The organism is [Empedobacter] haloabium, from assembly GCA_008011715.2.
Taxonomy (GTDB): domain Bacteria; phylum Pseudomonadota; class Gammaproteobacteria; order Burkholderiales; family Burkholderiaceae_D; genus Rugamonas; species Rugamonas haloabia.
Map to the genome: position 1 here is coordinate 2,633,618 of CP136508.1, position 25,282 is coordinate 2,658,899.

The window sequence follows — 25,282 nt, forward strand, 5'->3', positions numbered from 1 at the left end:
CCATCTTTTTTGAGGCACCCATGACCAACAACGTCGGCGCAGCGAACATTGAACTATCGGTCGACTCGACCGGCGTCGAGACCGGGCTGGCACGCGCCGAGACCGCCGTTACGCGCACCGGCCGCACCATCCAGAACTTCGGCGGCACCGGCGCGGCCGCTATGGACGGCGTCGGCGCAGGCGCAAACCGGTCCGCCGCCCGTGTAGACGCGGCCACCCGCAGCCTGATCGGCTCCATCCAGCGCACCACGGCTACGATGGAAGCCGGCTCTCGCACCAGCCGCGAGTATTACGAGGCCCTGGCGAACCAGCGCGGCGTCAACCGCGACGCGCTGCGCCCGTACCTGGATCAGCTGGACGCCGTGGCAGCGCGTCAGCGAGCCGCGACAGCCGCCGTCGATGCCGCCAACCCGGCGCTGGCGCGCGTGGGTGTGTCGGCGGCGCAGACCGCCGCCGCGCTGCGCGGCGTGCCGGCGCAATTTACGGACATCGTGACGTCGCTCCAGGGCGGCCAGGCGCCGCTGACCGTCTTCCTGCAGCAGGGAGGCCAACTGCGCGACATGTTCGGCGGCGCCGGCGCCGCAGCGCGCGCCTTGGGCGGCTACATCGCCGGACTGGTCAATCCGTTCACGCTGGCCGCCGCCGGTGCCGCTGCATTGGCTGTTGCGTACAACCAGGGTAGCAAGGAAGCCGACGGCTACGATCGCGCGCTAGCCAAGACCGGCAATGCGGCCGGCACCACGTCTGGCCAGATTGCCGACATGGCGCGCAACATTGGGGCCGTCGTAGGCACGCAGGGAAAGGCAGCCGAGGCGCTGACCGCTATGGCGGCCAGTGGTCAGGTTGCCGGCGATAACCTGGAGCGCTTCAGCCGCGTCGCGATCGAGATGGAGCGCAACGTCGGCCGCAGCGTAGAGGATACCGTCACTGATCTGGCGGCACTGGGCAAGGCCCCGCTCGAGGCCAGCAAGAAGCTGAGCGAGCAGTATCACTACCTGACAGCGGCTACCTATGACCAGATTCGCGCTCTGCTGGAACAGGGCCGTGCTGAAGAGGCAGCGGCCACGGCGCAGCAAGCCTACATCGACGCGTTCGACGAGCGGTCCAAGAAGCTGGAAGGCCGTCTCGGCGTGATCGAGCGCAGCTGGCGTGCGGTCAAGGACGCCGCGGCCTCGACCTGGGATACGATCCTCGGTGTCGGCCGCGAGGAAACGGTCGGCCAGAAGCTGGAGCGTGCGTCGAACGTGCTGATGAACAAGCAGTCCGGCCTGGCCGAGCGCGTGGCGCAGGGCAAGGGCGACGACCGCATTTCGCAGCAGTTGCGCCAGGACATTGCAGCCGCGCAGGCCTACAAGAAGGAGCTGGAGAGCCAGGCCGACGCTGCGAACCGGCTGGTTTCGATCGAGACTGGTCGTCAAGCGCTGGACAAGGCGGCCATTGACTGGAAGGAGCAGGGGCTCAAGCTCTTGACGAAAGAGCAGAAGCTCGAACAGGAAATCGCTGAGACCCGCCGGAAGGGCCTGGCGGCCGGCGTATCGGACAAGGAAATCGAGGACCGTGTTGCCGCGATTCGGAAAAGCGCATCAGGCGCGGTGTCCGGTAAGTCCAACGATGGCATCGACGCGCAGATCGAGGCCATCAAGCGTCGCGCGGCCGTCGAGGAATCGGTGGCGAAGCGCTCACGCGATCTGCTGGAATCGAACCGCGCGGCCGGCTTGGTCGCGGAAGAGCAGTACATCCAAGCCGTCGAGGCGCTGGACATCGGCGCGTTCGAGCGTGAGAAGGCCCGGCTGCAGGAAGAGCTGACCCTGGCCGGCGGCAAGCAGAAAAGCGCCAAGGAGCAGGCTGCGCTGCGCGGCCAGATCGCGGCGGTCGAGGAAAACATCATCACGCGGCGCCTGCAGGCCGAGAACCAGCTGAACCAGCTGGAGGTGAAGCGTAACCGCACGGCGGCCGAGAACTACGCGAACGCGCTGGAAAGGCAGACTTCGTACCGCGACAGCATAACAGGCCAGGTGCGTGCGCAGGAAGAAGCGAACGAGCAGATAGGGCTGTCGGCGACGGCGCTGGCCGACCTCACGGCAACCCGGCTGGAAGACCAGGCCGCGATCAAAGACCAGAACGCGGATATCGCGGAAGGGATTGACCTGACCGGCGCCATGTCGGCCGAGTATCGCGCCCAGGCTGAAGCACTGCGAGAGCTGGCGCGCCTGAAGCGCGACGGCGCATTCAAGCAGGCGGCAGTCGAGGCCACGCGGGAGGCCGAGGCGGCGGCCAAGCGCATGGCGGAACAGATTGAGGACGCGCTGACGGACTCGCTCATGCGCGGCTTCGAAAGCGGCAAGTCGTTCGCGGAGAATCTGCGCGACACGACGATCAACATGTTCAAGACCATGGTGCTGCGGCCGACGATCCAGGCCGTCGTTACCGGGAACTTTAGCGGCGGCGGCGCCGCCGGGGCGGGCGGCATCGGCAACGCGACGAGCCTGCTGTCGGCAGGGCAGACGATTTGGAACGGTTTTTCGGCCGGCCTGAACGGTTCGCTCGGCAACATCGTCAGCAGCGCGGGCAACCTCGCCGGTTCGCAGTGGCTGTCTTCGGTGGGCGCCGGTATCTCGGGCGGCGCCAACACGGCCGGCGCGGCAGCGGCGTATGCCCAGGCCGGCAACACGGCTGTGTCGTCGGGGCTGACCGCTGGCGCGAGCATCGCGACATACGTTCCCATGGTTGCCGCCGCCGTCGCGAGCTACTTCGGCGCCAAGGCTATCGCCAACGGCTATAAGGTCGAGGGGATCGGCAACCTGCTGAACTTCGCCGGCCTGGCGGGTGGCGTGGTCAACCGCGCGTTCGGCCGGCGCGGGAAGGAGACGACGGCCCAGGGCATCACCGGCATGTTCGGCGTCGATTCGCTCGAGAACGGCACGCAGTACACCGACTGGATCAAGAAGGGCGGCTGGTTCCGGAGCGACAAGACCGGTACCGACACGGCCGCGCTGGACGCTACCAAGCTGGCCGGGCTGAATACCGCCTACAAGGCCATCAAGGACAGCACGGCAGCATTCGCTACCGCGCTGGGCGTGCCGACTGACGTCGTGACCTCGTACACGAAGCAGATCAAGGTGGCCCTGACTGGCGACGAGGCGAAGGACCAGGCGCTGCTGGCGCAGATGTTCGCTGGCATCGGCGACGAGCTGGCGAACCGTGTAGTGCCGGGCCTGGAGTCATTCGTGAAGGAGGGCGAGACGGCGTCGACGACGCTGCAGCGACTGGCGGGCGAGTTCAAGACAGTCGATGCTCTTCTGGACACGCTGGGCCTGACGAGCCAGCAGGCCTTTGGCGCCGTCGGCGTGGCGTCGCTGGCGGCACGCGATCGATTGGTCCAGCTGGCCGGCGGCGTGGATGCGCTGGCGTCGCAGTCGTCCTTCTTCGCGCAGAACTTCCTGACGCAGGCCGAGCAGTTGGCCCCGGCGCAGAAGCTCGTTACCGAGCAGCTGGCCGCCCTGGGCTATGCCAGCGTGACGACGAACGAGCAGTTCAAGGCGGCCGTCGTAAGCCTGGCGCAGTCCGGCGCGCTGGCGACCGAGGCCGGAGCCAAGACGTACGCCGGCCTGCTCGCCCTGGCGCCGCAGTTCAAGGCCGTCGCGGACTACGCCAAGCAGGTCGCGGACGCCGACGCGGCCGGGGCGGTAAAGGCCGCCGCCGACGCGCTGCAGCAGCTGAAGGACGCGGCGTCCGTCCTATCGGCTGGCGTGGATACGGCGCTGTCGGCGGTCGCGCGCTCCGTGAAGGGCCAGCGCGACGCCGTCACCTCGGCGTACGAGGCGGTGATGAAGTCGCTGGAGACGTCGATCAACGGCGTCTCGGCGTCGATCACGAAGACCACCGCGCTTTCCGACCTGCTCAAGAACACGCTCAGCGGCATGGCGGTACCGGGACAGGAGACGGCCGGGCGCGCCGCGGCTCAGGCGCAGATCCAGACCGCACTGGCGATCGCGAAAGCCGGCGGCCCGCTGCCTGACGCCGACTCGCTGCGTGATGCGCTGTCAACCGTCTCGCGCGGCAATGCTGATGACTACGCGTCGATGGCTGACTACCAGCGCGATATGGCGCAAGCAGCGTCGACCATCGCGGAGCTGTCCGGTCTGACCGGCACCAAGCTGACGGCCGAGCAGCAGCAGTTGAAGCTGCTCCAGGATCAGAAGGACGTGGCAACGAAAGCCTACGAGGCCGAGACCGAGCGGCTGGACAAGATCCTGGAGGCCGCACAGAAGGAGGTCGACATTCTCAACGGAGTCGCGACCGGCGTGCAGGCGATCCCTGTCGCGCTGGAGGCGTTGAAGGCGGCCATCGCCGCAGCGATGAAAAACCCAGTCGCAGCGGCGCCGTCGGCCACCCAGGCTGCCTACAACCAGTACCTGGGCCGCGACGCGTCGAAATCCGAGATCGACTACTGGACCGGCCAGGCCGGCGCGGGCGTCAACGTCGGCAACGCCGTGGCGGGTTCCGATGAGGCCTACATCCAGTCGCTCTACAAGGAGCTGCTGGGCCGCACTGGCGAAGCGGCCGGCGTGGACTCTTGGGAGGAGGCGCTCAGGCTCGGCCAGACGCGCGAGAGCATCCGCGCCGGCTTCATGGCCAGCGAGGAATACAAGAAGCTACACCCGAAAGGGTTTGCTGCTGGTGGCGCGCACGAAGGCGGTTGGCGCATCGTCGGGGAGAACGGGCCGGAGCTGGAGAACACCGGCCCCTCTCGCATCTACTCGAACGGTGCAAGCGCGTCTCTGTTCGCTGGCATGGAGGCCCGCCTGCAGTCCCTCGAAACGCTCATGTCCGCTGGCCTGTCGCGCCTCATCGGTGAAGCGAAGCGCGGCGCAAATGCGATGGAAAACGTCGATACGCGCGGCGTACGAACCCGCAATGAAATGGAGATTGCATGACCCTTCGAATCATTCGGCCAGCATGGGCTGACGACGACCTTGTCGCCGCCGGCGGCATGCTGACTGCGTCAAACGTGCTGGAGACGGTGCCGCTGTGGAATGCCGCGACGGCGTATACGGTCGGCCAGCGCGTGCGGCGCGACACCACGCACCGCATCTATGAGGCCGGCGCGGCGAGCACGAACCAGATCCCGGAGCAGAGCACGGCGGGATCGCCGGCGGCTTGGCTGGACGTGCAAGCGACAAACCGGTTCTCGATGCTGGACGCCGTCAACAGCACGATCACGACGAACGCAGGCAGCATCGACGTTATCCTGACGCCCGGTCGAGCCAATTCCCTCTACCTGGGCGGGTTGGATGCGGCCACCGTCGACGTGACTGTGATGAACGGCGCGACGGTGCGCGAGGCTCGCCACTACCGGACGCTCGTCGACAACGTCTTTTCCTGGCAGGAGTGGACGGACGAGCCGATCATCCGCGCGACGGACCTGACCGTGTCGGATCTGCCGATCTACCCGGGCGACACGGTGCGGGTCGTCATCAGCCAGCCGGGCGGCGTGGCCGGCTGCGGAACGCTTGTCGTCGGCATGTCGCGCGCGATCGGCAATGTGCTGTGGGGGGCTGGGTTTCGCCTCAAGACGAACTCGGTCTACAAGGACAAGGGTTTCGGCTTCGTCGGCCTGGTGAAGCGGCCGGCGGCGCGCAAGATCACCGCGCAGGTGTTCGTGCCGGCGGCCATGTTCGACGAGGTCAACCGCCTCATGGCCGAGTACGACGGCCAGAACCTGGTGTGGTCGTTCTCGGACAAGTACCGGTCGCTGTCGGGCCTGGGCTACAAGGACGACTTCGATCACACGCTGCCTTCGCCAGGCGGCAGCATTTTCAACCTGACAATCATGGGGCTTATCTGATGCCAATGCCACAAACCAACGTGACCGCGTTCGACGGGATTAACACGCCAACGCGCAACGACCCGGCTAACTGGAACGACCGTGCCGAGGACGGTTGGGCGCGCCTGAAGCCAGGCGGCGACCAGATGAACGTTCTGGCCGGCCAGATGAACAACATGGCGACGTCCGCGAACGAAGCGGCCGAGACGGCGACCACGAAGGCGGGCGAGGCGGCGCAGAGCGCAGCCGATGCGGCCGGCAGTGCCAGCGGCGCAGCGCAGAGTGCCGGCGACGCCAGTGCGAGCGCGGAACAGGCGGCCGAAAGTGCCGCCGCCGCCGCCGCCTTGGTCAACGCGCTGACGGCCAGCAGCAGCACGTCGCTGACGATCTCGCTCGGCGCCAAGACGCTCGTCACCCAGTCGGGCAAGCAGTTCGCCCCTGGCACCGACCTGAAGATCGCCGACGTCGCCAACGCGGCGAATGCGATGTATGCGACCGTGACCAGCTACACCGGCACGAGCCTGCAGGTCAACGTCACCAGCGTGACCGGCTCCGGCACCATCGCGGCTTGGAACATCAGCGTGTCCGGCCAGCGCGGCCCGACCGGCGCTACCGGCGGCGTCACCGGCGGCACGCTCGAGGGCGCGCTGTGGGCGAAGAAGGGCACCGACGTGGCCAGCGGCACGGCGCCAGGCGCGGTCGAGGTCTGGACGACGGGCGGCGAGTTCTTCACCCTGACCGGCTCCGCGACCATCACCGGCCTGGCGGCAGCGCCACAGGCCGGTGCGGAAGTGCGTGTGCTGGTGTCGGGCACGCCGACGTTGACCGCCGGCGCCAGCCTGGTCATCAAGGGGGTGCCGAGCGGCCAGAGCTACACGTGTGCGCCCGGCGACGAGCTGGACATCTGGGCGGAGACGACGACCAAATTCCGGGTAGCGATAACCCGCGCGAACGGTGCTGCCACGGCGGACGGCGGCCTGCTGCACGTGGTCGACCAGAAGCCGAACGCGACGCCAGGCGGCACCAACGCCGGCAACACCGACACCGCGCGTACGCTCAACACGGTGCTGGTCAGCACGATCGCAGGGGCGCAGCTGGCGAGCAATCAGGTCACGCTACCCATGGGAACCTACGACATCACGGCCCGGGCACCGTTCAACAACGTGGGCATGAATCGGCTGACCTGGTGGAACGTGACTGACAACTCCCCAGCGATCTATGGTCCATCCGCCGGGGGCACCGCACCCGGGTCAGCGTTTGTCAGCGGGCGCGTGACCATCACAGCTCAAAAGGTGTTTGAGCTCCGGCACTTCACCAGTACGAATAACAACTCGACGGGCCTGGGGATGCACGTAGGAGCCTCGAACGCTGCGCCCGAAGTGTACGCCACTCTGGAAATCAGAAAGGTCGCATAGCCCATGCCTCGACAGCCATTTCGGTACGTGACATTTGACGAAACTGGTTCCCTGACAGGGTGCTATTTCCAGGTTCCGCCGCCGCAGCATGTCGAGTGGCTGATTGAGGTCGATGAGACCTTCGTCTGGACCTGGACCCTGTACTGCGCCAGCGCGGACCGCCTGCACGTCCAGCTTATCGCGGAACATGCTGAGCCAGATCCCGGCAAGCCGGCCGCCAAATAGCCGTACGGCCCCGGCCGCGCACCAACAACCAACCCGCTTCGGCGGGTTTTTCTTTCCTACCTATGAAAGCTCTCCCCATGAGTATCGAAACTGCCGGCGGCGCTGCGGCGATCAAATTTTTCGGCGTCGCTGTCCTGGCCTCGGCGCTGGGCACGGCGGTCGGCTTCGCGCTGATGTGGCCGCGCACGGCGCGCGAGGCGGTCGTTCGCTTCACGTGCGCCATTTCCAGCTCGATCACGTTCGGGCCGCTCCTGGCGATCGGCGCGCACTCGTGGTGGCCGAGCTACTTCACGTCAGCCGGCCAGGTCGGCGCGATGTACGGAGGCGACGCGATGGCGGGCCTGTTGGCGGCCGCCGCGCCATTCCTTGTTATCGCCGCGCTGCCGGCGTGGTGGCTGCTGGGCGGCCTGGTGCTGTGGCTGGAGCGCCGTCGCGGCAAGGACATTGGCGAGATCGCGCACGACGCCGTCGACGTCGTCAAAACCGTCAAGGAGGGCCTGCTGTGAACCTGACCCCCGAGCAACTGCTGAAGATCGCGCCCAGCGTCGGCGCCAGCGCGGGCGTGTACGTCAACGCGCTCAACGCGGCCATGTCGCGCTACTGCATCAACACGCCGCAGCGGGCCGCGCACTTCCTGGCGCAGGTCGTGCACGAAAGCGGCGAGCTGCAGCGCGTGCGCGAGAACCTGAACTACTCGGCGGCCGGGCTGCGCGCCACCTGGCCCAGCCGCTTCCCGAGCGTCGCCGGCGCCCAGCTGTACGCGCGCCAGCCGCAGAAGATCGCGAACTACGTCTACGCGAACCGGATGGGCAACGGCGACGAGAAGAGCGGCGACGGCTGGCGGTACCGCGGCGCCGGCTGGCTGCAGCTCACCGGCCGCAAAGCGCATCACGAGGTGGCCGGCGCCCTGGGCGTGATCGGTGACGTTGGCACCTGGCTGGAATCGGTGCCGGGCGCGGCGCTGTCGGCGGCCTGGTACTGGTGGAAGGTCGGCTGCAACAAGCTGGCGGACGCCGGGAACGTGGACGGCATCTCGGACCTGATCAACCTGGGCCACCGCACCGAGCGCGTGGGCGACTCGATCGGCTACGACAAGCGGCTGAGCCTGACCCGTCACTGCCTGGCGGTGCTGTCATGACGGCGCTCGAGCGGTTCGTGGCCGCCGTCGTGGCTGGCGTGCTGCTGGCCGCGCTGGCTTGGTGGTGGCACGCGCGCGAGGTGTCACATGCGCGCCACGAGGGCTGGGCCGCCGCCGTGGCCGCCGCTGACAAGCAGTACAACGCGGACGCCGACGCCGCCCGGCGCGAGGAGCGCGCGCTCCGCGACCAGTTCGTCGAGCGTGCCAACCAATACCACCTGAAGGAACAGACCTATGACCAAAACCTTGTCGACGCTCAGCGTCGTATGCGCGCTGGTGTTGACAGCCTGCGTTGCCCCGCAGCCAGTGCCGTACAAGCCAGCGCCGCGCCCGCAGATCGACCCGCTGCCGCAGGAGCTGCGCCTGACGAGCCTGGAGCGCCAGTTGTGCCAGCGGTGGCTGGCGATATTCTCGGCCTCGCCGCAGACACAGGCCGACTCGTGCGGAAGCTCGAAGAAGTCACCGCCCGATACGACGCCTGCCGCGCGCTGAACAACGGGGCGCCGCCGGCCGACTGATATACTGGACGCGCATACAGTATAGGTGTCCCATGAACGGCAGCAGCGTGTCAATGAATTGCTCAGCACCAACCCCGCTATGGGTTGGCCTGCCGGTGTCCGTCGTTCGCCTCCGGGTGGACGGGCGCCGGCTGACGGCCGACGAATATCGGGCGGCGGAGCGGCACCGGGGGCGGCTGATCCTGCGGCCGACCGACAAGTGGCAAACCGGCGGCGGCGCCAGCCACATTGCCGAGCTGGCGAAGCCGAGCACGACGGACCACGGGTACTTGGGCGCGCCGCTGTTCAACCCGGTCGTCGAGCGGATCGATCACCGCGGTATCGTGCTGAGCGGCTACGAGACGCGCCTGGTCGGCGGCGCCGTGCAGCACGTCGAGCAGGTCTGGCTGGTCAACTTTGCGTCTGCGGCTGACGACGGCGCCGGGCCGGCTCGCTGATCACGCGGCAGATGACGGGGAAGGGCACGCCGACGTCGGCCAGGAATCGCGCCCTGGCGCGCAGCGTGACGTCCGGTTCCGCGCGTAGAACGTCGTTGATCAGCTCGGCCCGCTGACTGTCGCGACGGCTTTCCATACTGTATGCCATAATTCCTCCTGCACCACTGTAGCTGCGCCCCCAAGTCCAGCTTTGAGCCTCCCCAAAGCTCAGCAGCGCCCCGAAAAAATCACGAACGGCGCTCGCAAGTGCTTGATTTTACTCATGCACAGATTCCGGCTCGAGGCACCAGCACTTCCGCAATCTCCCTCCCCGCAGTAACCCTCCCGTTCGCCCGCCATTGGCCCCCCACGCCGATTGGTGTAGCATGCCGCTTGCTTTATCAAGGACCCAACAATGCAAATCAAGATCAACGACGTGCTGAAAGCCTATATCGAGCCGCTGACGGAGGCCGAGCATGCCGCGCTCGAACGCAGCCTGCTGGCCGAGGGCTGCCGCGACGCGCTGGTGCTGTGGGACGACATCCTGGTCGATGGCCACAACCGCTACGCGATCTGCCAGCAGCACGGCATTCCGTTCAAGGTGATCCAGAACACCACGTTCAAGAGCATGGAAGACGTCATGCTGTGGATGATCGACAATCACCTGGGCCGGCGCAGCGTGTCGGACTTCCAGCGCGGCGTGCTGGCGCTGCGCAAGAAGGACATCCTGGCCCAGCGCGCCGAGGAAATGGCAGCGCGCGCGCAGGCCGAGGACGCGGCCATCGCGCCGCCCGAGCCGGAGGGCGAGGCGCCGGTGGCGCCGAAAGTGCGCACGTCGCGCGAGGACATCGCCCGCGCCGCGCGCCTGTCCACCAATACCATCAGCCAGATCGAGAAGATCCAGAAGACCGCGACGCCGGAACTGGTCGAGGCGGTGCGTGCCGGGACCATCTCCATCAACGCGGCGGCCACCGTCGCCTCGTTGCCGCCCGAGGACCAGGTGCAGGCCGTCGCCGGGGGCAAGAAGTTCCTGCAGCAGGCGGCCAAGGAAATCCGTGAGCAGCGCGCGGCGTCGCGCCCGCCCAAGCCGGCCAAGCCGGCGCCTTGGGAGGACGGCGGTGAAGCACCATCGCTGCCCTCGCAGCCGCTGACGGAAGTGGAGCACCTGCGCGCCGAGGTGGCCCAGCTGAAGGAAAAGAACGCGGCGCTGCGCGCCGAGAACGCCGAGCTGCGCGAGCGCATCGCCCAGCTGGTCGATGCATCCTGACCCCAACCCAACGTAGGGAGCCGTCATGCCGAGAATGTCCTCCACTTTGGCGCTGTGCGCCGTGCTGTCCGCCGCCGTGCCGCTGGCCGTGCAGGCGCGCCAGGCCAAGCCGGCCGCGGCGCCCGTCACGGCGGACGGCAAGCTCAGTGCCGCCGAGGTGCAGCGACTGGGTGCGCTGGCGGCGCGCGTGACGATCCTGCGCGACAAGTGGGGCATCCCGCACGTCTACGGCAAGACGGATGCGGACGCCGTGTTCGGCATGCTGTACGCCCAGGCGGAGGACGACTTCAACCGCGTCGAGCGCAACTTCATCACCGCGCTGGGTCGCGCCGCCGAAGTCGATGGCGAGAAGGCCCTGTACGACGACCTGCGCATGAAACTGTTCATTCGCCCGGACCAGCTGCAGGCGCAATACCAGGCCAGCCCGGCGTGGCTGAAGAAGCTGATGAACGCCTGGGCCGATGGCCTGAACTGGTACCTGCACACGCACCCGGACGTGCGCCCGGCGCTGCTGACGCGCTTCGAGCCATGGATGGCACTGTCGTTTTCCGAAGGCAGCATCGGCGGCGACATCGAGGAGATCGACACCAGGGAACTGCAGCGCTTCTACGAAGGCCGGCCGCAGCTGGCCGGCGCGCCGGCCTCCTTACTGCGCGAGCCGGGCGGCTCGAACGGCTTCGCCATCGCGCCGAAGCTGACGAAGAACGGCCACGCGCTCTTGATGATCAACCCGCACACCTCGTTCTACTTCCGGCCCGAGATCCACGTGATCAGCGAGGAGGGCCTGAACGCCTACGGCGCCGTGACGTGGGGCCAGTTCTTCGTCTACCAGGGCTTCAATGATCGCCTGGGCTGGATGCACACGTCCGGCGGCGGCGACGTCATCGACGAGTTCCTGGAAACGGTCACCGAGCAGGACGGCAAATACTACTATCAGTACGGGAGCGAGAAGCGGCCCGTCCGCGCCGTCGAGATCCGGCTGCCGTACAAGACCGCGACGGGCATGGCCGAGAAAACCGTCACCGCCTATTTCACGCATCACGGCCCGGTGGTGCGGCGCGAGGGCGGCAAGTGGGTGGCGGTGGCGCTGATGAACGAGCCGTTGAAGGCGTTGCAGCAGTCCTATCTGCGCACCAAGGCGCGCAACTACAAGGCCTTCTGGCAGGCGATGGAGCTGCGCACCAACTCGTCCAACAACACGGTATATGCGGACGCCGATGGCAATATCGCCTACTTCCACGGTAACTTCATTCCCGTGCGTGATCCGCGCTTCGACTACACCCAGCCGGTCGACGGCAGCAACCCGGCCACCGACTGGAAGGGCCTGCACGCCGTCAAGGACACCATCCGCCTGTTCAATCCGAAGAACGGCTGGATCCAGAACACCAACAATTGGCCCTTCTCGGCCGCCGGCGAGTACAGCCCGAAGCAGCAGGACTACCCGGCCTACATGTCGATGAATCCCGAGAATGCGCGCGGCATCCATGCCGTGCGGGTGCTGAAGGACAAGCAGGACTTCACCCTGGACAGCCTGATCGCCAGCGCCTACGACAGCCAGCTGACGGCCTTCGAGCCGTTGCTGCCGCTGCTGCTGCGCGCCTACGACGACGCGCCCGCCGGCGACGTCGCCAAGTCCCGGCTGACCGAGCAGATCACCCTGCTGCGCGACTGGAACATGCGCTATGGCTTGAAATCGGTGCCGACCTCGCTGGCGATCTACTGGCTGCAGCACCTGGTCAAGGTGCATGGCCCGGCCGCCAAGGAGCAGCGCATCGCCGTGCTGGACTACCTGGCCACCCAGGTGACGCCGCGCCAGCGCCTGGAAGCGCTGGTGCAGGCCTCGAACAAGCTCGATGCGGACTTCGGCACCTGGAAGACGCCATGGGGCGAGATCAACCGCTTCCAACGGCTGACCGGCGACATCCGCCAGCCGTTCGACGACAGCAAGCCCAGCCTCCCGGTGCCGTATGCGTCCGGTAACTGGGGCGCGCTGGCGGCGTTCGGCATGACGTCGCCGCAGACCACGCGGCGCCTCTACGGCGAGCGCGGCAACAGCTTTGTCGCCGCTGTCGAGTTCGGCCCGCGCGTGCGTGCGAAAAGCATCCTGGCGGGCGGCCAGAGCGGCGATCCGAAGTCGCCGCATTTTACGGACCAGGCCGAGATGTATGCCCGCGGCGAATTCAAGGACGTGCTGTTCTACAAGGAAGACGTGCTGAAGAACCTGGAGCGGCAGTACCACCCGGGCCAGTAGGGCGGCTCGCGGGGCGCGCCGTTGCGCTCGCGCAAACGCCCTGGCAAAACGCTGTCCTCCCGGGCCCGGCCGGCGCACAATGGCTGCATGCGCATGCAATATGTGCGGGAGGATCGTCATGGTCGGCCACAGCGACAGCAGCTCCGCCAAGCCGCCAGGTGGCGGCGCGGATGCGTCCGGGGCCGACCTGGTAAAGCTGGAAGAGTTCATCTTCGTGCGCGAGCTGTACGAGGTGTTCCTGCTGCTGGACCATATCTCCGGCCGTTGGGACAAGGTCCTGCGCAGCAACGAGCTGCAGTCGCCCTCCATCATCGAAACCATTTGCGGCATCGGCCTGGCGCCCGCCGCCGATCCGGCGCAACGGCTCAAGCAGGCGGTCGAGCTGATGAGCGCGAAGGACACGCTCAACGCGATCGCCCGCCCGGCCACCGGGCTGACGGTGGCATTCACGATCCTCGTCGTCGGCGAGGAAAACCGGCGCAAGCCGCTGGGCCAGCTGCGCCGCCTGTGCCGCAGCCTCTTCCACGACAATACGCCACCGGCCGACCAGGCGGCGTCGCGGCGCGGCTCCGGCGGGGTGAATTGGGACAAGCCAACGCGCGTGACGCTGGCACGCTATGCCTATCCGGGGCTGATCGGCGTGGCGATCAAGTTCAACCGCCGTATCGGCTGGCTGGTGGGATTCCTGCTGTGCGCGTTGGCGTTCACCTGCGTGCTGTCCTGGCACGTCAGCGCCGGCAACGTGATCCTGCAGCACCTGGAGGAGGTGCGGACCCGCACCGTCGAGCTGCGCAAGGAAATCAGCGCTGCCGAGCTCAAATATGCGGCGGACGAGCGCGAGCGTGCGGCCGGGCGGGGGGCGACAGCGCCCGTGGTGCGCTTCTGCAAGCTGGGCACGGACGAGGCGCGCGAATACCGCAGCACGGAAGAGTACCAGCTGTGCCAGCGCGAGGAGGCCTTGCGCGAGGAGCGCCGCGCCGTGCGGCTGAACCTGCGTGACTGGCTGGCGCCGTGGAAGACGGCCTACAAGTTGCTGACCGCCGTCACGTCGCGGCTGGACCGCTGGCTGACGCCATCCGGCGAGGCCGCGCCGGTGGCGGCACCTCCGCCGGATGGCGTGCGCCGGCGCGGCCACGAGGAAAAGGCCCGTATCGTCACCCTGGTGGTGGGGACCTCCGTGCTGCCGTTGGCCTATGGCGTGCTGGGTGCCGGCGCGGCCGTCGTGCGGCGCCTGTGGGAGCGCATGCGCGAAAGCATGCTGTCGCCGCGCGACTCGACCATGGCGCTGCTGCAGCTGGCTCTGGGCGGCACTATCGGCGCTTGCATTGCGCTCTTTATCAATCCCTCCGGTCCCGCGCCGGCCGAGGATCATGGCCTGCTGGGGACCTGGGCGCTGAGCGGTTCGGCGCTGTCGTTCATCGCCGGGTTCGGGGTGGAAGGCGTGTTCCGGGCGCTGGAGGCGTTCGTGCACCGGGTGTTCGGCGTGCATGAGGCGCAGCCGGGCGTGGATGACGGGCGCAAACGCAGCCCGTGGTGACAGGTACGCGAAAGGAACCCATGGTGACAAGCACCTGTCTCAGGACGTTACCGCCCTGGGGTAAGCGCCTGTCACCGGCGGGTTTGAAGTCAGCGGCCGATCTAGATCGCCGCCAGCGCGTTCTGCAGGTCGCGCCGCAGGTCCTCGATGTGCTCGATGCCCACCGACAGGCGGATCAGGCCATCGCCGATGCCCAGCTGCGCGCGCTGCGCCGGCGGAATCGTCGCGTGCGTCATCAGCGCCGGATGCTCGATCAGGCTTTCGACGCCGCCCAGGCTCTCGGCCAGCGCGAACACCTCGCAGCGTTCCAGGAAGCGGCGCGCGCCGGCGAGATCCGTGTCCAGGTCGATCGAGATGATGCCGCCGAAACCGTCCATCTGGCGCCGCGCCAGTTCATGCTGCGGATGCGATGCCAGGCCGGGGTAATACACCTTGCGTACCTTCGGCTCGCGCTCCAGCCACTGCGCCAGTTCCAGCGCGCTGGCGCAGTGGCGCTCCATGCGGATTGCCAGTGTCTTCACGCCGCGCAGCGCCAGGAAGCTGTCGAACGGGCCAAGGATGCCGCCCACGGAGTTCTGCAGGAAGCCCAGCTGCTCGCGCCAGGCAGCCTGGCGTTCGTCGCCCGCCACCACGGCGATGCCGCCGATGATGTCGGAGTGGCCGTTCAGGTATTTGGTGGCCGAGTGCACGACGATGTCGAAGCCCAGCTCCAGCGGGCGCTGCACGATCGGGCTGGCGAACGTGTTGTCGGCCACCGCCAGGATGCCGCGCTCGCGGCAGATCAGCGCGATGGTGCGCAGGTCGGCCAGCTTCAGCATCGGATTGGTCGGCGTCTCGATCCACACCATCTTCGTTTCCGGGCGCAGCGCGGCCAGCAGGTTTTCCGGATTGGTCAGGTCGGCATAGGTGAAGGTGTGGCCGGCGCTGCGGCGCCGCACCCGTTCGAACAGGCGATAGGTGCCGCCGTACATGTCGTCGCCGGCGACGATGTGCGAACCGGCGTCCAGCAGTTCCAGCACCGTGGAGATGGCGGCCAGGCCGGAGGCGAAGGCGTAGCCCTGCGCGCCGCCTTCCAGGTCGGCCACGCAGCGCTCGAACGCCCAGCGGGTCGGGTTGTGCGAGCGACCGTAGTCCAGGCCCTTGTGCACGCCCGGGCTGTCCTGCACGAAGGTGGAGGTGGCGTAGATCGGCGGCATGATGGCGCCGGTCGAGGGATCGGGCGCCTGGCCCGCGTGGATGACGCGGGTGGCGAGATGGGAGGTTTTATCGTCTTGCATTAGGTCAGCGTCCTGCGCAGGTGGTTGAGGAGGTCGAAACGGGTGATCAGGCCATAGAACGTGTGCTGGTCGGCGATGACGGCGGTCAGTCCGCGGTCCAGCGTGCTGCGCAGCGCCTGGACCGAGTCGCCCGGGTGCAGCGTTTCCAGGCGCGCCGTCATCGTGGCACCGACCAGGCTGGCGAAGTGGTCGGGCTGGTTTTCCACTTTCAGCAGCAGGTCCGATTCGTCGATGATGCCGACCAGGCGGCCGTTCTCGAGCACTGGCAGCTGGGCCAGGTCGGCCGAGCGCATGCGGTTGAAGGCGATCATCAGCGTATCGCTCGGCGCCACGCTGACCACTTCGCCGGCATCGTGGCGGCGGCCGATCAGGTCGCGCAGGTCGCCCGTGCGTGGGCGCTGGATCAAGCCCTGGTCGACCATCCAGCCGTCGTTGTACATCTTCGACAGGTAGCGCGTGCCGGTGTCGCAGACGAAGGTGGCGACGCGCTTCGGCGTGGTTTGCGCCCGGCAGTATTTCAGCGCGGCGGCCAGCAGCGTGCCGGTGGACGAGCCGCCCAGGATGCCCTCGGCGCGCAGCAGTTCGCGCGCGCTGTCGAAGCTTTCCTGGTCGCTGATCGTGTAGGCCTGGCGCACGCCGGAGAAGTCGGCGATCGACGGGATGAAGTCCTCGCCGATGCCTTCGACGGCCCAGGAGCCGCTGGTGGCCGGTACGTTGCCGGTCTGGACGTATTCGGTCAGGATCGAGCCCTTCGGGTCGGCCAGCACGAATTCCAGCGCCGGGTTGGCGCGGGCGAAATAGCGCGTCAGGCCGGTCAAGGTGCCGGACGAGCCGACGCCGACGACGATCGCGTCGAGCTGGTGGCCGGACTGCTCCCACAGCTCGGGGCCGGTGGTGGTCTCGTGCGCCAGCGGATTGGCCGGGTTGTTGAACTGGTCGGCGAAGAAGGCGCCGGGCAGGTCGGCGGCGAGGCGCGCAGCCACGTCCTGGTAGTAGTCGGGATGGCCCTTGCCGACGTCGGATCGGGTGATGTGGATTTCGGCGCCGAGGGCTTTCAGGTGCAGCACTTTTTCGGTGGCCATCTTGTCGGGCACCACCAGAATGACGCGGTAGCCCTTGATGCGGCCGACCAGGGCCAGGCCCAGGCCGGTGTTGCCGGCGGTGGCTTCGACGATGACGCCGCCGGGTTTCAGGCGGCCGTCGCGTTCGGCCGCTTCGATGATGGACAGGCCGATGCGGTCCTTGATCGAGCCGCCCGGATTCTGCGATTCGAGTTTCAGGAACAGCTGGCAGGGGCCGGTATCGAGCCGGGTGACTTCGACCAGCGGGGTGTTGCCGATCAGGCCAAACAGGGCTGCGGGCGACGTAGGGGTGGTGCCTTGCATACAGTCTCCTTGTGTGGGCGGCCGGGGCGATCGTGTCGTCCCGGCCAAGGCGCGCATTGTCGGGTGTGCAAGCCGGCGCCTGAAGGAATGTTTTTGTATTTACTTATGCCAAAAGCGATGTTGCCATAACAGTATGCACCCGTTCGGGGCGGGGCGCCACCGCGGTCGCCTGTTCCGGCGCATCGCGCCGATTTATAATGCGCGATTCACCAGAACTACCGGGTCCGCTGTGGCAAAACTCTATTTCCGTTATTCCGCGATGAACGCGGGCAAATCGACCGCGATGCTGCAGGTCGCCCACAACTACGAAGAGCAGGGCCAGACCGTGCGCCTGTTCACGGCCGCCATCGACGACCGCTTCGGCGTCGGCAAGATCACGTCGCGCCTGGGCCTGCAGCGCGACGTCGAGACGTTCGACGCCAACACCAACTTCCTGGCGCTGGACAAGGTGGCCTGTGTGCTGGTGGACGAGGCCCAGTTCCTGTCCGTAACCCAGGTGCAGCAACTGCACCAGCTGGCCCAGGTGCAGGGCGTGCCGGTGATCTGCTACGGCCTGCGCACGGACTTCCGCGGCGAGCCGTTCCCCGGCTCGATCTACCTGCTGGCGCTGGCCGACGATATCGAAGAGCTGAAGAATATCTGCACCTGCGGCAAGAAGGCGACGATGAACATCCGCGTCGACGAGGAGGGCCGCCGCATCCGCCACGGCGAACAGATCAGCATCGGCGGCAATGAGCGCTACCGACAGGCCTGCGGGCGCTGTTTCTATACGACCTGATGTTCAGTTGCGCCGCCGCCGCGCCTGCCTGGCTGTGCCGGCATGGCGATGTGCTGCTGTACCTTGGCCCGTCGCTGGCGCTGGCCGCCGTGCTCCGCGCGCTGGCGCGGCGTCATCCGTTCTTCTTCCTGTTCACCTTGGCCGGCACGATCTGCCATGAGCTGGCTCATTTTCTTGTCGGACTGGTCACGGGCGCGCGCCCCGGCTCGCTGACGGTCGTGCCGAAGCGCACGGCCGGCGGCTGGCAGCTGGGCGCCGTCACGCTGGCGCGGGTGCGCTGGTACAACGCGGCACCCGCCGCGCTGGCGCCCTTGCTGGTGCTGTTGCTGCCGATCTGGGTGGCCGTGCTGCGCACGGCGCCGGGTTGGCATTTTCGCTGGCTCGATGCCGGCCTGGCGCTGCTGCTGGCGCCGCAGTTCCTGGCCTGCTGGCCGTCCGCAGCGGATTGGAAGATCGCCATGCGATCAATGCCAGCGTTGCTGCTGGCGTTGCTCGCATGGCTGGGGTACAGCTATTTGAACGGCGGCGTGGTGCGCCGCTTGGTTCAGCCGTAGGGCGTGTAGGCGAAGCCGTGGCCGATCAACTCGGCTACCGCCGCCTGGTTTTCCGGACTTTCGCTGAAGCCGGCCAGCACGTCGGCGCGCGACACGCCCCGTTCCAGGTTGGCGATGTGATAGGCCAGGCCGGCCGCCTCGCCGTCGCGGTGCAGCACGTTGTGGTACAGGTTGGCGACGAAGTCGGCGTTACTGGAACCGATGCCGTATTTGCTCGTGAATTCCGGGCTGGCCAGGAACCTGGTCGCCATGCCCTGCAAGGTCATGCCGTGTTCCTGCTGGTATAGCCAGTAGCCCAGCCCGCCCTTGTCCGGCAGGCGGTCGAAGGCGGCCTGGTACAGGCGCCAGGCCTGGCTGACGGCGGGCGTGGGCGTCAGCACCAGCACCTCGTCGCTTTGCGTGAACATCAGGCGGCCGATGTGGTCGAATTTCAAAGGCTGGCCCGGCCCTTGGGCGATGGTCGTGTCGCCGACACGACTGATCGTATAGTCGCCGATCTTGCCGTCCACGACGCCGGTATCGGTCGGACGATTGGGCAAGCTGTAATACGGGCGGACGGCGCCACCATCCGCAGTGCGTGTCAGCCCGATCTGCTGCGAAAGGTAGGGCGTGTCGGTTGCGTTGCCGCTGAGGTCCAGGACGGCGGTGCCATCGATGCGCGCATAATAACTGCCGGGCAGCAATACATGGCCAGGATCGATAAGGATGTCCTTACCGTCGGCTCTGACGACTTTGCTCGACATATCCCATGCCTCGACGACCTGGCCTGAATATTTGTCGACCAGCGCGATCGTTCCAGTGCCGCGCTGAACGGGTTCGCTGAACGACAACTTCAAGACGCCATCCACGCTGCCCGTCGCGTCGCTCAGCCTGGGTGCAGTCACGTCGGCCGCGGTAGCGCTGACGTGATACGGCACGGGAGTGGGCAGCGCAGTGTTGATATTGGCGCGCACGCCGACTTCGAAGTACCCGGTCTTGTCTGCTATGAACTCAAGCACCTTTGTCGTACCGTCCATGTAGCTGCGCGGCTGGGGCCAGGACGACACGGGTGTTGCCGCCCATAGCTCGACGTCTGATGGCAGCGCGCCATTGTCGGCAGTCAGCCGGAACTTATAGGTCGTACCGGCCACGGCGTTAAGCGAGAAATATTCGCTGTCGCCGGCATAGTCCAGGCGCGCGGCGGCGCTGCCGCCAGTGGGGAGCGCGATGGCGGGGGCGGTGTCGCCGTGGTCGTCGGGCGGAAGCTGCCGTACTTGCCCGGTCATGCTGACGTGGTAGCGCACCGGTGCCAACAGCGCTTCGCGCGGGTCCGTGTCCAACCGGACGTAGTAGTCACGCGTTTGACCCGCTTTCAGATCCATGTACAGTGCGCCGCCGTCCCTGGAGTACGACACGTCCGCCCAACCTGCCTGGTAGGGGAACTTCAGTTCCGTACCGGCCGGCAGGGCGCCCCCGTCCGCGCTCAGTTTGATGCGATAGGTTGAGCCCATCGTCGCCGAAATACGGAAATATTCCTCGTCGCCGCTGAAATCGATCTGGGCGCCGATGTTGCTACCCACCGCCAGTGCGATTGCAGCGGACTCGTCGTTCATATGGTCGTCTGCGACCCGGCGCAGGGATACTGTGTAGTCGACGGGGTGGTCGCTCTTGACCCACAGGTAGTAGTCATCCTTGTCGACCCAGCTGTAAGGGGTCGTCGATGGCATGTAGTTGAGGTAACCGTGGTCGTTCGTGTACATGATGTATGGCAGGCCACCGGTCCGGCCATACACATAGATCAGCGGGTCGCTGCCGTCGCTTGCCGTCGCCGTGAACTGATATGCAGCACCCGGCTGGAGGTCCAGGTGGAACCAGTCCTCGTCGGTTGCCGAATCGATATGGCCACACACGGTACCATCGATGGGCAGCCTGCCGGTTGTAGAGATGTCGCCTGGGTAGTCGTCTGCCATGAGGTGCGCCGCAACGAGATGAAAACCCGCAAGTATAGCGAATTTGCGTTTTCAAATTATCACTAATTATCACCGCGAGGAAACAATTTCGTCGTATTCGAGGCCGTGAGTGTGATGCGGCACACGACCTTAATACGCTCTTAAGGGTGTCCTACGACACTCTTGGCTGCCTCGATCGAGCCGGCCTTCGCCGTGCGCATTTCTTCTGTAGAATAGGTCCGGCAGTTTCGTAAGGCGGCACGCTTGAAAAGGCCGATGCCGTCCGCAGATCGTCATTTTAGTTTCGGAGTACGCCGATGAAGAAGCAAATGCTGTTGGCCGCGATGTCGCTGGCAATCCTGTCCGCCTACGCGGGCGCCGCTCCCGCCGACAAGTCCGCCGACCAGGCGTTGAAGCCTGCCGCCCAGCAGACCCAGGCCGCCGTCTGGGCGTCGCGCGTGCTGTCGCGCTACCACTACAAGGCCACGCCGCTGGACGACGCGATGTCGGAGAAGATCTTCGACCGCTACTTCAAGTCGCTGGATGCGGAAAAGCTGTTCTTCGTGCAGGCCGACGTGGATAAATACGCCGATGCCAAGCAGAAGCTGGACGACGCCATCGTCGGCGAGAACCTGCAGCTGCCGTTCAATATCTACAACCTGTACCAGCAGCGCTTCGCCGAGCGGATCGCCTATGCGCGCGAGCTGCTCAAGACCAAGCCCGACTTCACCCTGGACGAGAGCTACCAGTACGACCGCGAAAAGGCGGAATGGGCCAAGGACGAAGCCGAGGTCAGGGACCTGTGGCGCAAGCGCGTCAAGAATGACTGGCTGCGCCTGAAGCTGGCCGGCAAGGACGACAAGGCCATCCGCGAAACGCTGGACAAGCGCTACGCCAACTACATGAGCCGCTCGCGCAAGCTGAACAATGAAGACGTGTTCCAGATCTTCATGAACGCATACGCGATGTCGATCGAGCCGCACACCAACTACCTGGGCCCGCGCGCCTCGGAGCAGTTCGACATCCAGATGCGCCTGTCGCTGGAAGGCATCGGCGCCGTGCTGCAGTCGCGCGAGGACTACACCGTGATCCGCGAAGTGGTGGCGGGCAGCCCGGCCGGCATGTCCGGCAAGGTCAAGGTGGGCGACCGCATCATGGCCGTGGGGCAGGGCGACAATGGCCCGCTGACGGACGTGCTGGGCTGGCGCATCGACGACGTCGTCGCCTTGATCCGCGGTCCGAAGGATTCCACCGTGCGCCTGCAGATGCTGCCGGCGGACGCGGGCCCGGACGGCAAGCCCGTCACCATCGCGCTGGTGCGCAAGAAAATCAGCATGGAAGAGCAGTCCGCCAAGAAGACCATCATGGAAGTGCGCGACGGCGCGGTCAAGCGCCGCGTCGGCGTGATCTCGCTGCCCACGTTCTACATGGACTTCGAGGCCCGTCGCAAGGGCGACAAGGACTTCAAGAGCGCGACGCGCGACGTGGCGCGCCTGCTGGCCGAGCTGAAGAAAGAGAAGGTCGACAACGTGCTGATCGACCTGCGCAACAACGGCGGCGGCTCGCTGACGGAAGCCGTCGAGCTGACCGGCCTGTTCATCGACCGCGGTCCCGTGGTGCAGCAGCGCAGCGCCGAAGGCAAGGTCGAGGTGGAAAGCGACACCGTGCCGGGCCTGGCCTGGGACGGCCCGGTGGGCGTGCTGATCAACCGTGGCTCGGCCTCGGCGTCGGAGATCTTCGCGGCCGCACTGCAGGACTATGGGCGCGGCATCATCATCGGCGAACCGAGCTTCGGCAAGGGCACCGTGCAGACCCTGATCAACCTGGACCGCTTCGGCCAGGGCGACAAGGCGCGCCTGGGCGAGTTGAAGATGACGATCGCCCAATTCTTCCGCATCAACGGCGGCACCACGCAGTTGCGCGGCGTAACGCCGGATATCAAGCTGCCGGCCATCGCCGACGCGGACAACTTCGGCGAATCGAGCTACGACAACGCGCTGCCGTACACCGTCATCAAGCCGGCCGTCTACATCCCGGCCGGCGAAGTGAAGGACATCGTGCCGCTGCTGGAGAAGAAGCACCAGGCGCGGGTGGCGAAGGACAAGGACTTCCAGTACCTGGTGGACGACATCAACTACGTCAAGAAGCAGCGCAAGGAAAACATGATCTCGCTGAACGAGACCGTGCGCCGCAAGGAACGCGACCAGCAGGAGCAGCGCGCCAAGCTGCGCGAGGCGCGCCTGGCGGCGGCACCGTCGCCGGACGATCCGATCCTGGTGCCCGATCCGAAGGAAGGCCTGAAGCAGGCGGTGTCCGCCAAGCCGGCCGGCGCCAAGGCCGCCAAGCAGGCCGCGGCCGTGAAGGGCGCCAGCCGCACCGACGACGGCCTGCAGGGCGACGAGCGTTCGCTGGCGGCCGAGCTGGAAGCGGAGAAGGCCGCCAAGAACGCCAAGGACGTGCTGCTCAACGAAGCGGTGCACATCCTGGCCGACGAGGTGGGCCTGTTGAAGACCGATACGCGGCTGGCCTCGCGCGTGCTGCCGTACACGCCGGACCGTTAAACGTCCGATCATGTTTCAGGGAGCTGGGAGGACCTCCGGGTCCTCCTTTTTTTGGGAGCGCTGTTCGCGTTAGCTGGACCTTGCTGACTGTCATGGAACTTGACTGCCAGGCCGATGTCGTTAGCAGCCAGTGTGAAGGGGTAGCCGACGCCGCGGCGTCCAGCACCTGCCGCAAGCCGGCCTAGTTCGCCAAATAGCGGCGGTAGGCGAGCCACTTTTCGCGCAGCCTGAGCCGTGTGGGTGGGGGCTGTCAGCGCGTTAAAACTGCGGCCGCAAGCTGTGCAGTGATAACGTTGCAGGCCGTTGGCCGTGCCGCCACCGTGCCAACGCTGGCAGGTGCAGCGGGGACAAGGCGATCTGCCGGCCCGCGGCCTCGATCAAGCTCAGGCATTGGTCGCCGTGTGTTGCCGTCGCAAGCATGGCCTGCAGCGAAGCGACCTCTTCGTGTTTCAACACCTTCAAGATCGCCTGGAATCTAATGACCCATAGGAGGCCTCCTGCTCCACATGCACTATCTCAACAGGAATTCTAACGGCGCTGCGGTAGGGAACTTCCATCACTTAGCGTGAATAGGGCCTTTTTTGGCGCCGCTAGGGTTTGGTTAGCGCTGAAGTTGGGCAGGACGGAAGCTCGTACCTGAAGCGAACAGCATCTTCCTCGCACTTCTTATTCGCTAAGCATTGCGACTGCTCGCAGGACTTTTCGCCGAGCTAACATCACCGGCGGTCTGTGCCGCGCCTTGCTGGTGCAACCGGATGATGGATTATTGTGAAGATCTGGCTTGGGCAGAGGCGTGCTCGACAAATTTCCAGCCGCAGCGAAAATCGCGACACCTCGACGGTGCCGCCAAGCGGCTGTGTCAGAAATTCATTCTGGGTTCATAGCGCTCTGTGCTCGACTCCTGGCCTAGATATTGACCAGCTCGTATCCGATCCCGTGGCGCCTGCGCAGCCACCTGATGTACTCCAGCCGCAGCGCTGAGCTATACAAACGGTGCGACCCGCTTGAGGTAGGCTAAAGCTGAGCTTTTGATCGCTGAGTGCTAGTGGGTCTGCGTCCAAGATGTAGGCGGGTACCATACGGTCGCGGTCGCAGTTGACGAGATGAAATTGAATAGGCTTCAGAAGCCGATCGGAAGAATCGGTAGCAGAAAATTGTAGCAGTATCAAATCTATTTCAAAATAGAAAGTATGCTGTAAAGTTATCAAACCGGAAATATAGTTGTGTTATCTAGTGCTGCAGCGTATTGTTCGATTGAGCATTGCACCTTGATCTGACAGGTTATGACATTATTGACCCCATCACAACCAAAATAACTATGAAACACCCAATTGACTTTTCAATTTTCGATTCGCCCAGTGGAGCATACGGTAACGTAACTGGTGAAGTGGAGTTCACTCAGGTGCCAAAAGTTGGTATCGAAGTCGCATTGCCGGGAAAATTTTGCTCGCTAAAGATTACTCATTTAACGGAACTCGATGGAGCGACGCTGATTGGTCTCGAAGATGTAGTGTTTGATTCGCACGCGGCTGCTGCCGCATTTGCTGAGCGTTTAGAGAGTGAGGCTGGGATGTTTTGTGTTCGATACGACGAGCTGTAGGTAGCGGACTGGTCGTTAACGCGAATACATCGTCGCTGCCGCTATGTTAAGCAGTGGCGCGACTATGGCACCGTGTCGTCACGTTCATCGCACGTTAGCGATGGATCCGTCCACGTGCGTGCTGCCACCGTACGACGAGTCTTGTCTCTCCAATTATTCGGTTGGCACAGCCGGTTCGAAGCCCACGCATCGGCATGCATCGGTGCTCTGAGTTGCTATCTGATCAACTACGGGGCTTATGTGCGCTGGGGCGCGGCCCAGGGAGGCAGTTGGCTTTCTGGCTCGGCGTGATTGTCGCCGGCATAGTACAACACTCGCGCTGTCGCTACCGACTTGCCGATCAAGCAGAGCGAGAAGCCGCGACAGCCCAGAAACGACCGACCGTAACGTTGTCTCACCTGGAGTGTTATGCGCCAGAACCATATCTAGTATCACTACAATAAAGTGGCGCGCTTTTGCGCGGCGCAGCATAATTCACCTGTCTCCTCTATTCTCCTCCAAGGAAATAGATTCACCCACCGGTCTTCCGGTGGGTTTTTTTTTGGGTCTGTCCCTATGGGACTGACCCTGAAGTACTGGCTGGTTTCCAGCGCCGGCGGACCTTC

At 65.7% G+C, this 25,282-nt stretch carries 18 protein-coding genes and 1 pseudogene; 14 read left to right on the top strand and 5 right to left on the bottom strand.

Going from position 1 to position 25,282, the window contains the following annotated elements:
* Positions 1–20: 20 nt before the first annotated feature.
* The 7 genes from E7V67_011600 to E7V67_011630 all read left to right on the top strand — a co-directional run bounded on the left by E7V67_011600 (position 21) and on the right by E7V67_011630 (position 9,560).
* Positions 21–4,937 carry a phage tail length tape measure family protein gene (locus E7V67_011600; protein WUR15714.1) on the top strand — a complete coding sequence of 1,639 codons (4,917 nt, stop codon included), beginning with the start codon at positions 21–23 and terminating at the stop codon, positions 4,935–4,937.
* On the top strand, positions 4,934–5,848 hold the full coding sequence (locus E7V67_011605) for a hypothetical protein (protein ID WUR15715.1): 915 nt from the start codon (positions 4,934–4,936) through the stop codon (positions 5,846–5,848). The genes E7V67_011600 and E7V67_011605 overlap by 4 nt, the downstream gene beginning before the upstream one ends.
* Positions 5,848–7,242: a hypothetical protein gene (locus tag E7V67_011610; GenBank protein ID WUR15716.1), complete on the top strand. Its 1,395-nt coding sequence runs from the start codon at positions 5,848–5,850 to the stop codon at positions 7,240–7,242. The genes E7V67_011605 and E7V67_011610 overlap by 1 nt, the downstream gene beginning before the upstream one ends.
* Positions 7,243–7,544: 302 nt before the next feature.
* Entirely contained in the window at positions 7,545–7,973 is a 429-nt protein-coding gene (locus E7V67_011615) for a hypothetical protein (GenBank protein WUR15717.1), read from the top strand.
* Positions 7,970–8,605, top strand: a complete 636-nt coding sequence (locus E7V67_011620) for a glycoside hydrolase family 19 protein (protein ID WUR15718.1) — start codon at positions 7,970–7,972, stop codon at positions 8,603–8,605. Before E7V67_011615 ends, E7V67_011620 begins: the two co-directional genes overlap by 4 nt.
* Complete coding sequence (locus tag E7V67_011625; GenBank protein WUR15719.1) at positions 8,602–9,123, top strand: hypothetical protein; 522 nt, start codon at positions 8,602–8,604, stop codon at positions 9,121–9,123. The genes E7V67_011620 and E7V67_011625 overlap by 4 nt, the downstream gene beginning before the upstream one ends.
* A gap of 32 nt (positions 9,124–9,155) precedes the next feature.
* A complete protein-coding gene (locus E7V67_011630; protein ID WUR15720.1) occupies positions 9,156–9,560 on the top strand; it encodes a hypothetical protein in 405 nt (134 codons plus the stop codon).
* On the opposite strand, the gene E7V67_011635 is transcribed toward E7V67_011630, so the two are convergent.
* On the bottom strand, positions 9,514–9,708 hold the full coding sequence (locus tag E7V67_011635) for a hypothetical protein (GenBank protein WUR15721.1): 195 nt from the start codon (positions 9,706–9,708) through the stop codon (positions 9,514–9,516). The two genes, E7V67_011630 and E7V67_011635, sit on opposite strands and share 47 nt — an antisense overlap.
* Before the next feature lie 246 nt (positions 9,709–9,954).
* Between E7V67_011635 and E7V67_011640 the strand changes: the two genes are divergently transcribed.
* The 3 genes from E7V67_011640 (at position 9,955) to E7V67_011650 (ending at position 14,594) form a co-directional block, all read left to right on the top strand.
* Positions 9,955–10,806 carry a hypothetical protein gene (locus tag E7V67_011640; GenBank protein ID WUR15722.1) on the top strand — a complete coding sequence of 284 codons (852 nt, stop codon included), beginning with the start codon at positions 9,955–9,957 and terminating at the stop codon, positions 10,804–10,806.
* A 25-nt stretch (positions 10,807–10,831) separates the two neighbouring features.
* Positions 10,832–13,057, top strand: a complete 2,226-nt coding sequence (locus tag E7V67_011645; protein ID WUR15723.1) for an acylase — start codon at positions 10,832–10,834, stop codon at positions 13,055–13,057.
* A gap of 118 nt (positions 13,058–13,175) precedes the next feature.
* Complete coding sequence (locus E7V67_011650; protein WUR15724.1) at positions 13,176–14,594, top strand: hypothetical protein; 1,419 nt, start codon at positions 13,176–13,178, stop codon at positions 14,592–14,594.
* Positions 14,595–14,695: 101 nt separating this feature from the next.
* On the opposite strand, the gene E7V67_011655 is transcribed toward E7V67_011650, so the two are convergent.
* Positions 14,696–15,871, bottom strand: a complete 1,176-nt coding sequence (locus tag E7V67_011655; protein ID WUR15725.1) for a PLP-dependent aspartate aminotransferase family protein — start codon at positions 15,869–15,871, stop codon at positions 14,696–14,698.
* Entirely contained in the window at positions 15,871–17,256 is a 1,386-nt protein-coding gene (locus E7V67_011660; protein ID WUR15726.1) for a pyridoxal-phosphate dependent enzyme, read from the bottom strand. Before E7V67_011660 ends, E7V67_011655 begins: the two co-directional genes overlap by 1 nt.
* A 229-nt stretch (positions 17,257–17,485) precedes the next feature.
* On the opposite strand from E7V67_011660, the gene E7V67_011665 reads away from it, so the two are divergent.
* Together E7V67_011665 and E7V67_011670 are read left to right on the top strand one after the other, a co-directional pair.
* The gene (locus tag E7V67_011665; GenBank protein ID WUR15727.1) at positions 17,486–18,034 is read left to right on the top strand and encodes a thymidine kinase; all 549 of its coding nucleotides are present in this window, start codon (positions 17,486–17,488) and stop codon (positions 18,032–18,034) included.
* Positions 18,034–18,588, top strand: a complete 555-nt coding sequence (locus tag E7V67_011670) for a hypothetical protein (GenBank protein WUR15728.1) — start codon at positions 18,034–18,036, stop codon at positions 18,586–18,588. Before E7V67_011665 ends, E7V67_011670 begins: the two co-directional genes overlap by 1 nt.
* Here the strand turns inward: E7V67_011670 and E7V67_011675 are convergent.
* A complete protein-coding gene (locus E7V67_011675; protein ID WUR15729.1) occupies positions 18,579–20,537 on the bottom strand; it encodes a DUF4214 domain-containing protein in 1,959 nt (652 codons plus the stop codon). The two genes, E7V67_011670 and E7V67_011675, sit on opposite strands and share 10 nt — an antisense overlap.
* A gap of 296 nt (positions 20,538–20,833) precedes the next feature.
* Here E7V67_011675 and E7V67_011680 point away from each other — a divergent pair, with 296 nt between their 5' ends.
* Positions 20,834–23,077, top strand: a complete 2,244-nt coding sequence (locus E7V67_011680) for a carboxy terminal-processing peptidase (protein ID WUR15730.1) — start codon at positions 20,834–20,836, stop codon at positions 23,075–23,077.
* A gap of 208 nt (positions 23,078–23,285) precedes the next feature.
* Here E7V67_011680 and E7V67_011685 read toward each other — a convergent pair.
* Positions 23,286–23,391, bottom strand: a pseudogene (locus E7V67_011685) (IS1595 family transposase).
* 947 nt (positions 23,392–24,338) lie between these two features.
* Between E7V67_011685 and E7V67_011690 the strand changes: the two are divergent.
* Complete coding sequence (locus tag E7V67_011690) at positions 24,339–24,677, top strand: hypothetical protein (GenBank protein ID WUR15731.1); 339 nt, start codon at positions 24,339–24,341, stop codon at positions 24,675–24,677.
* Positions 24,678–25,282: the final 605 nt, after the last annotated feature.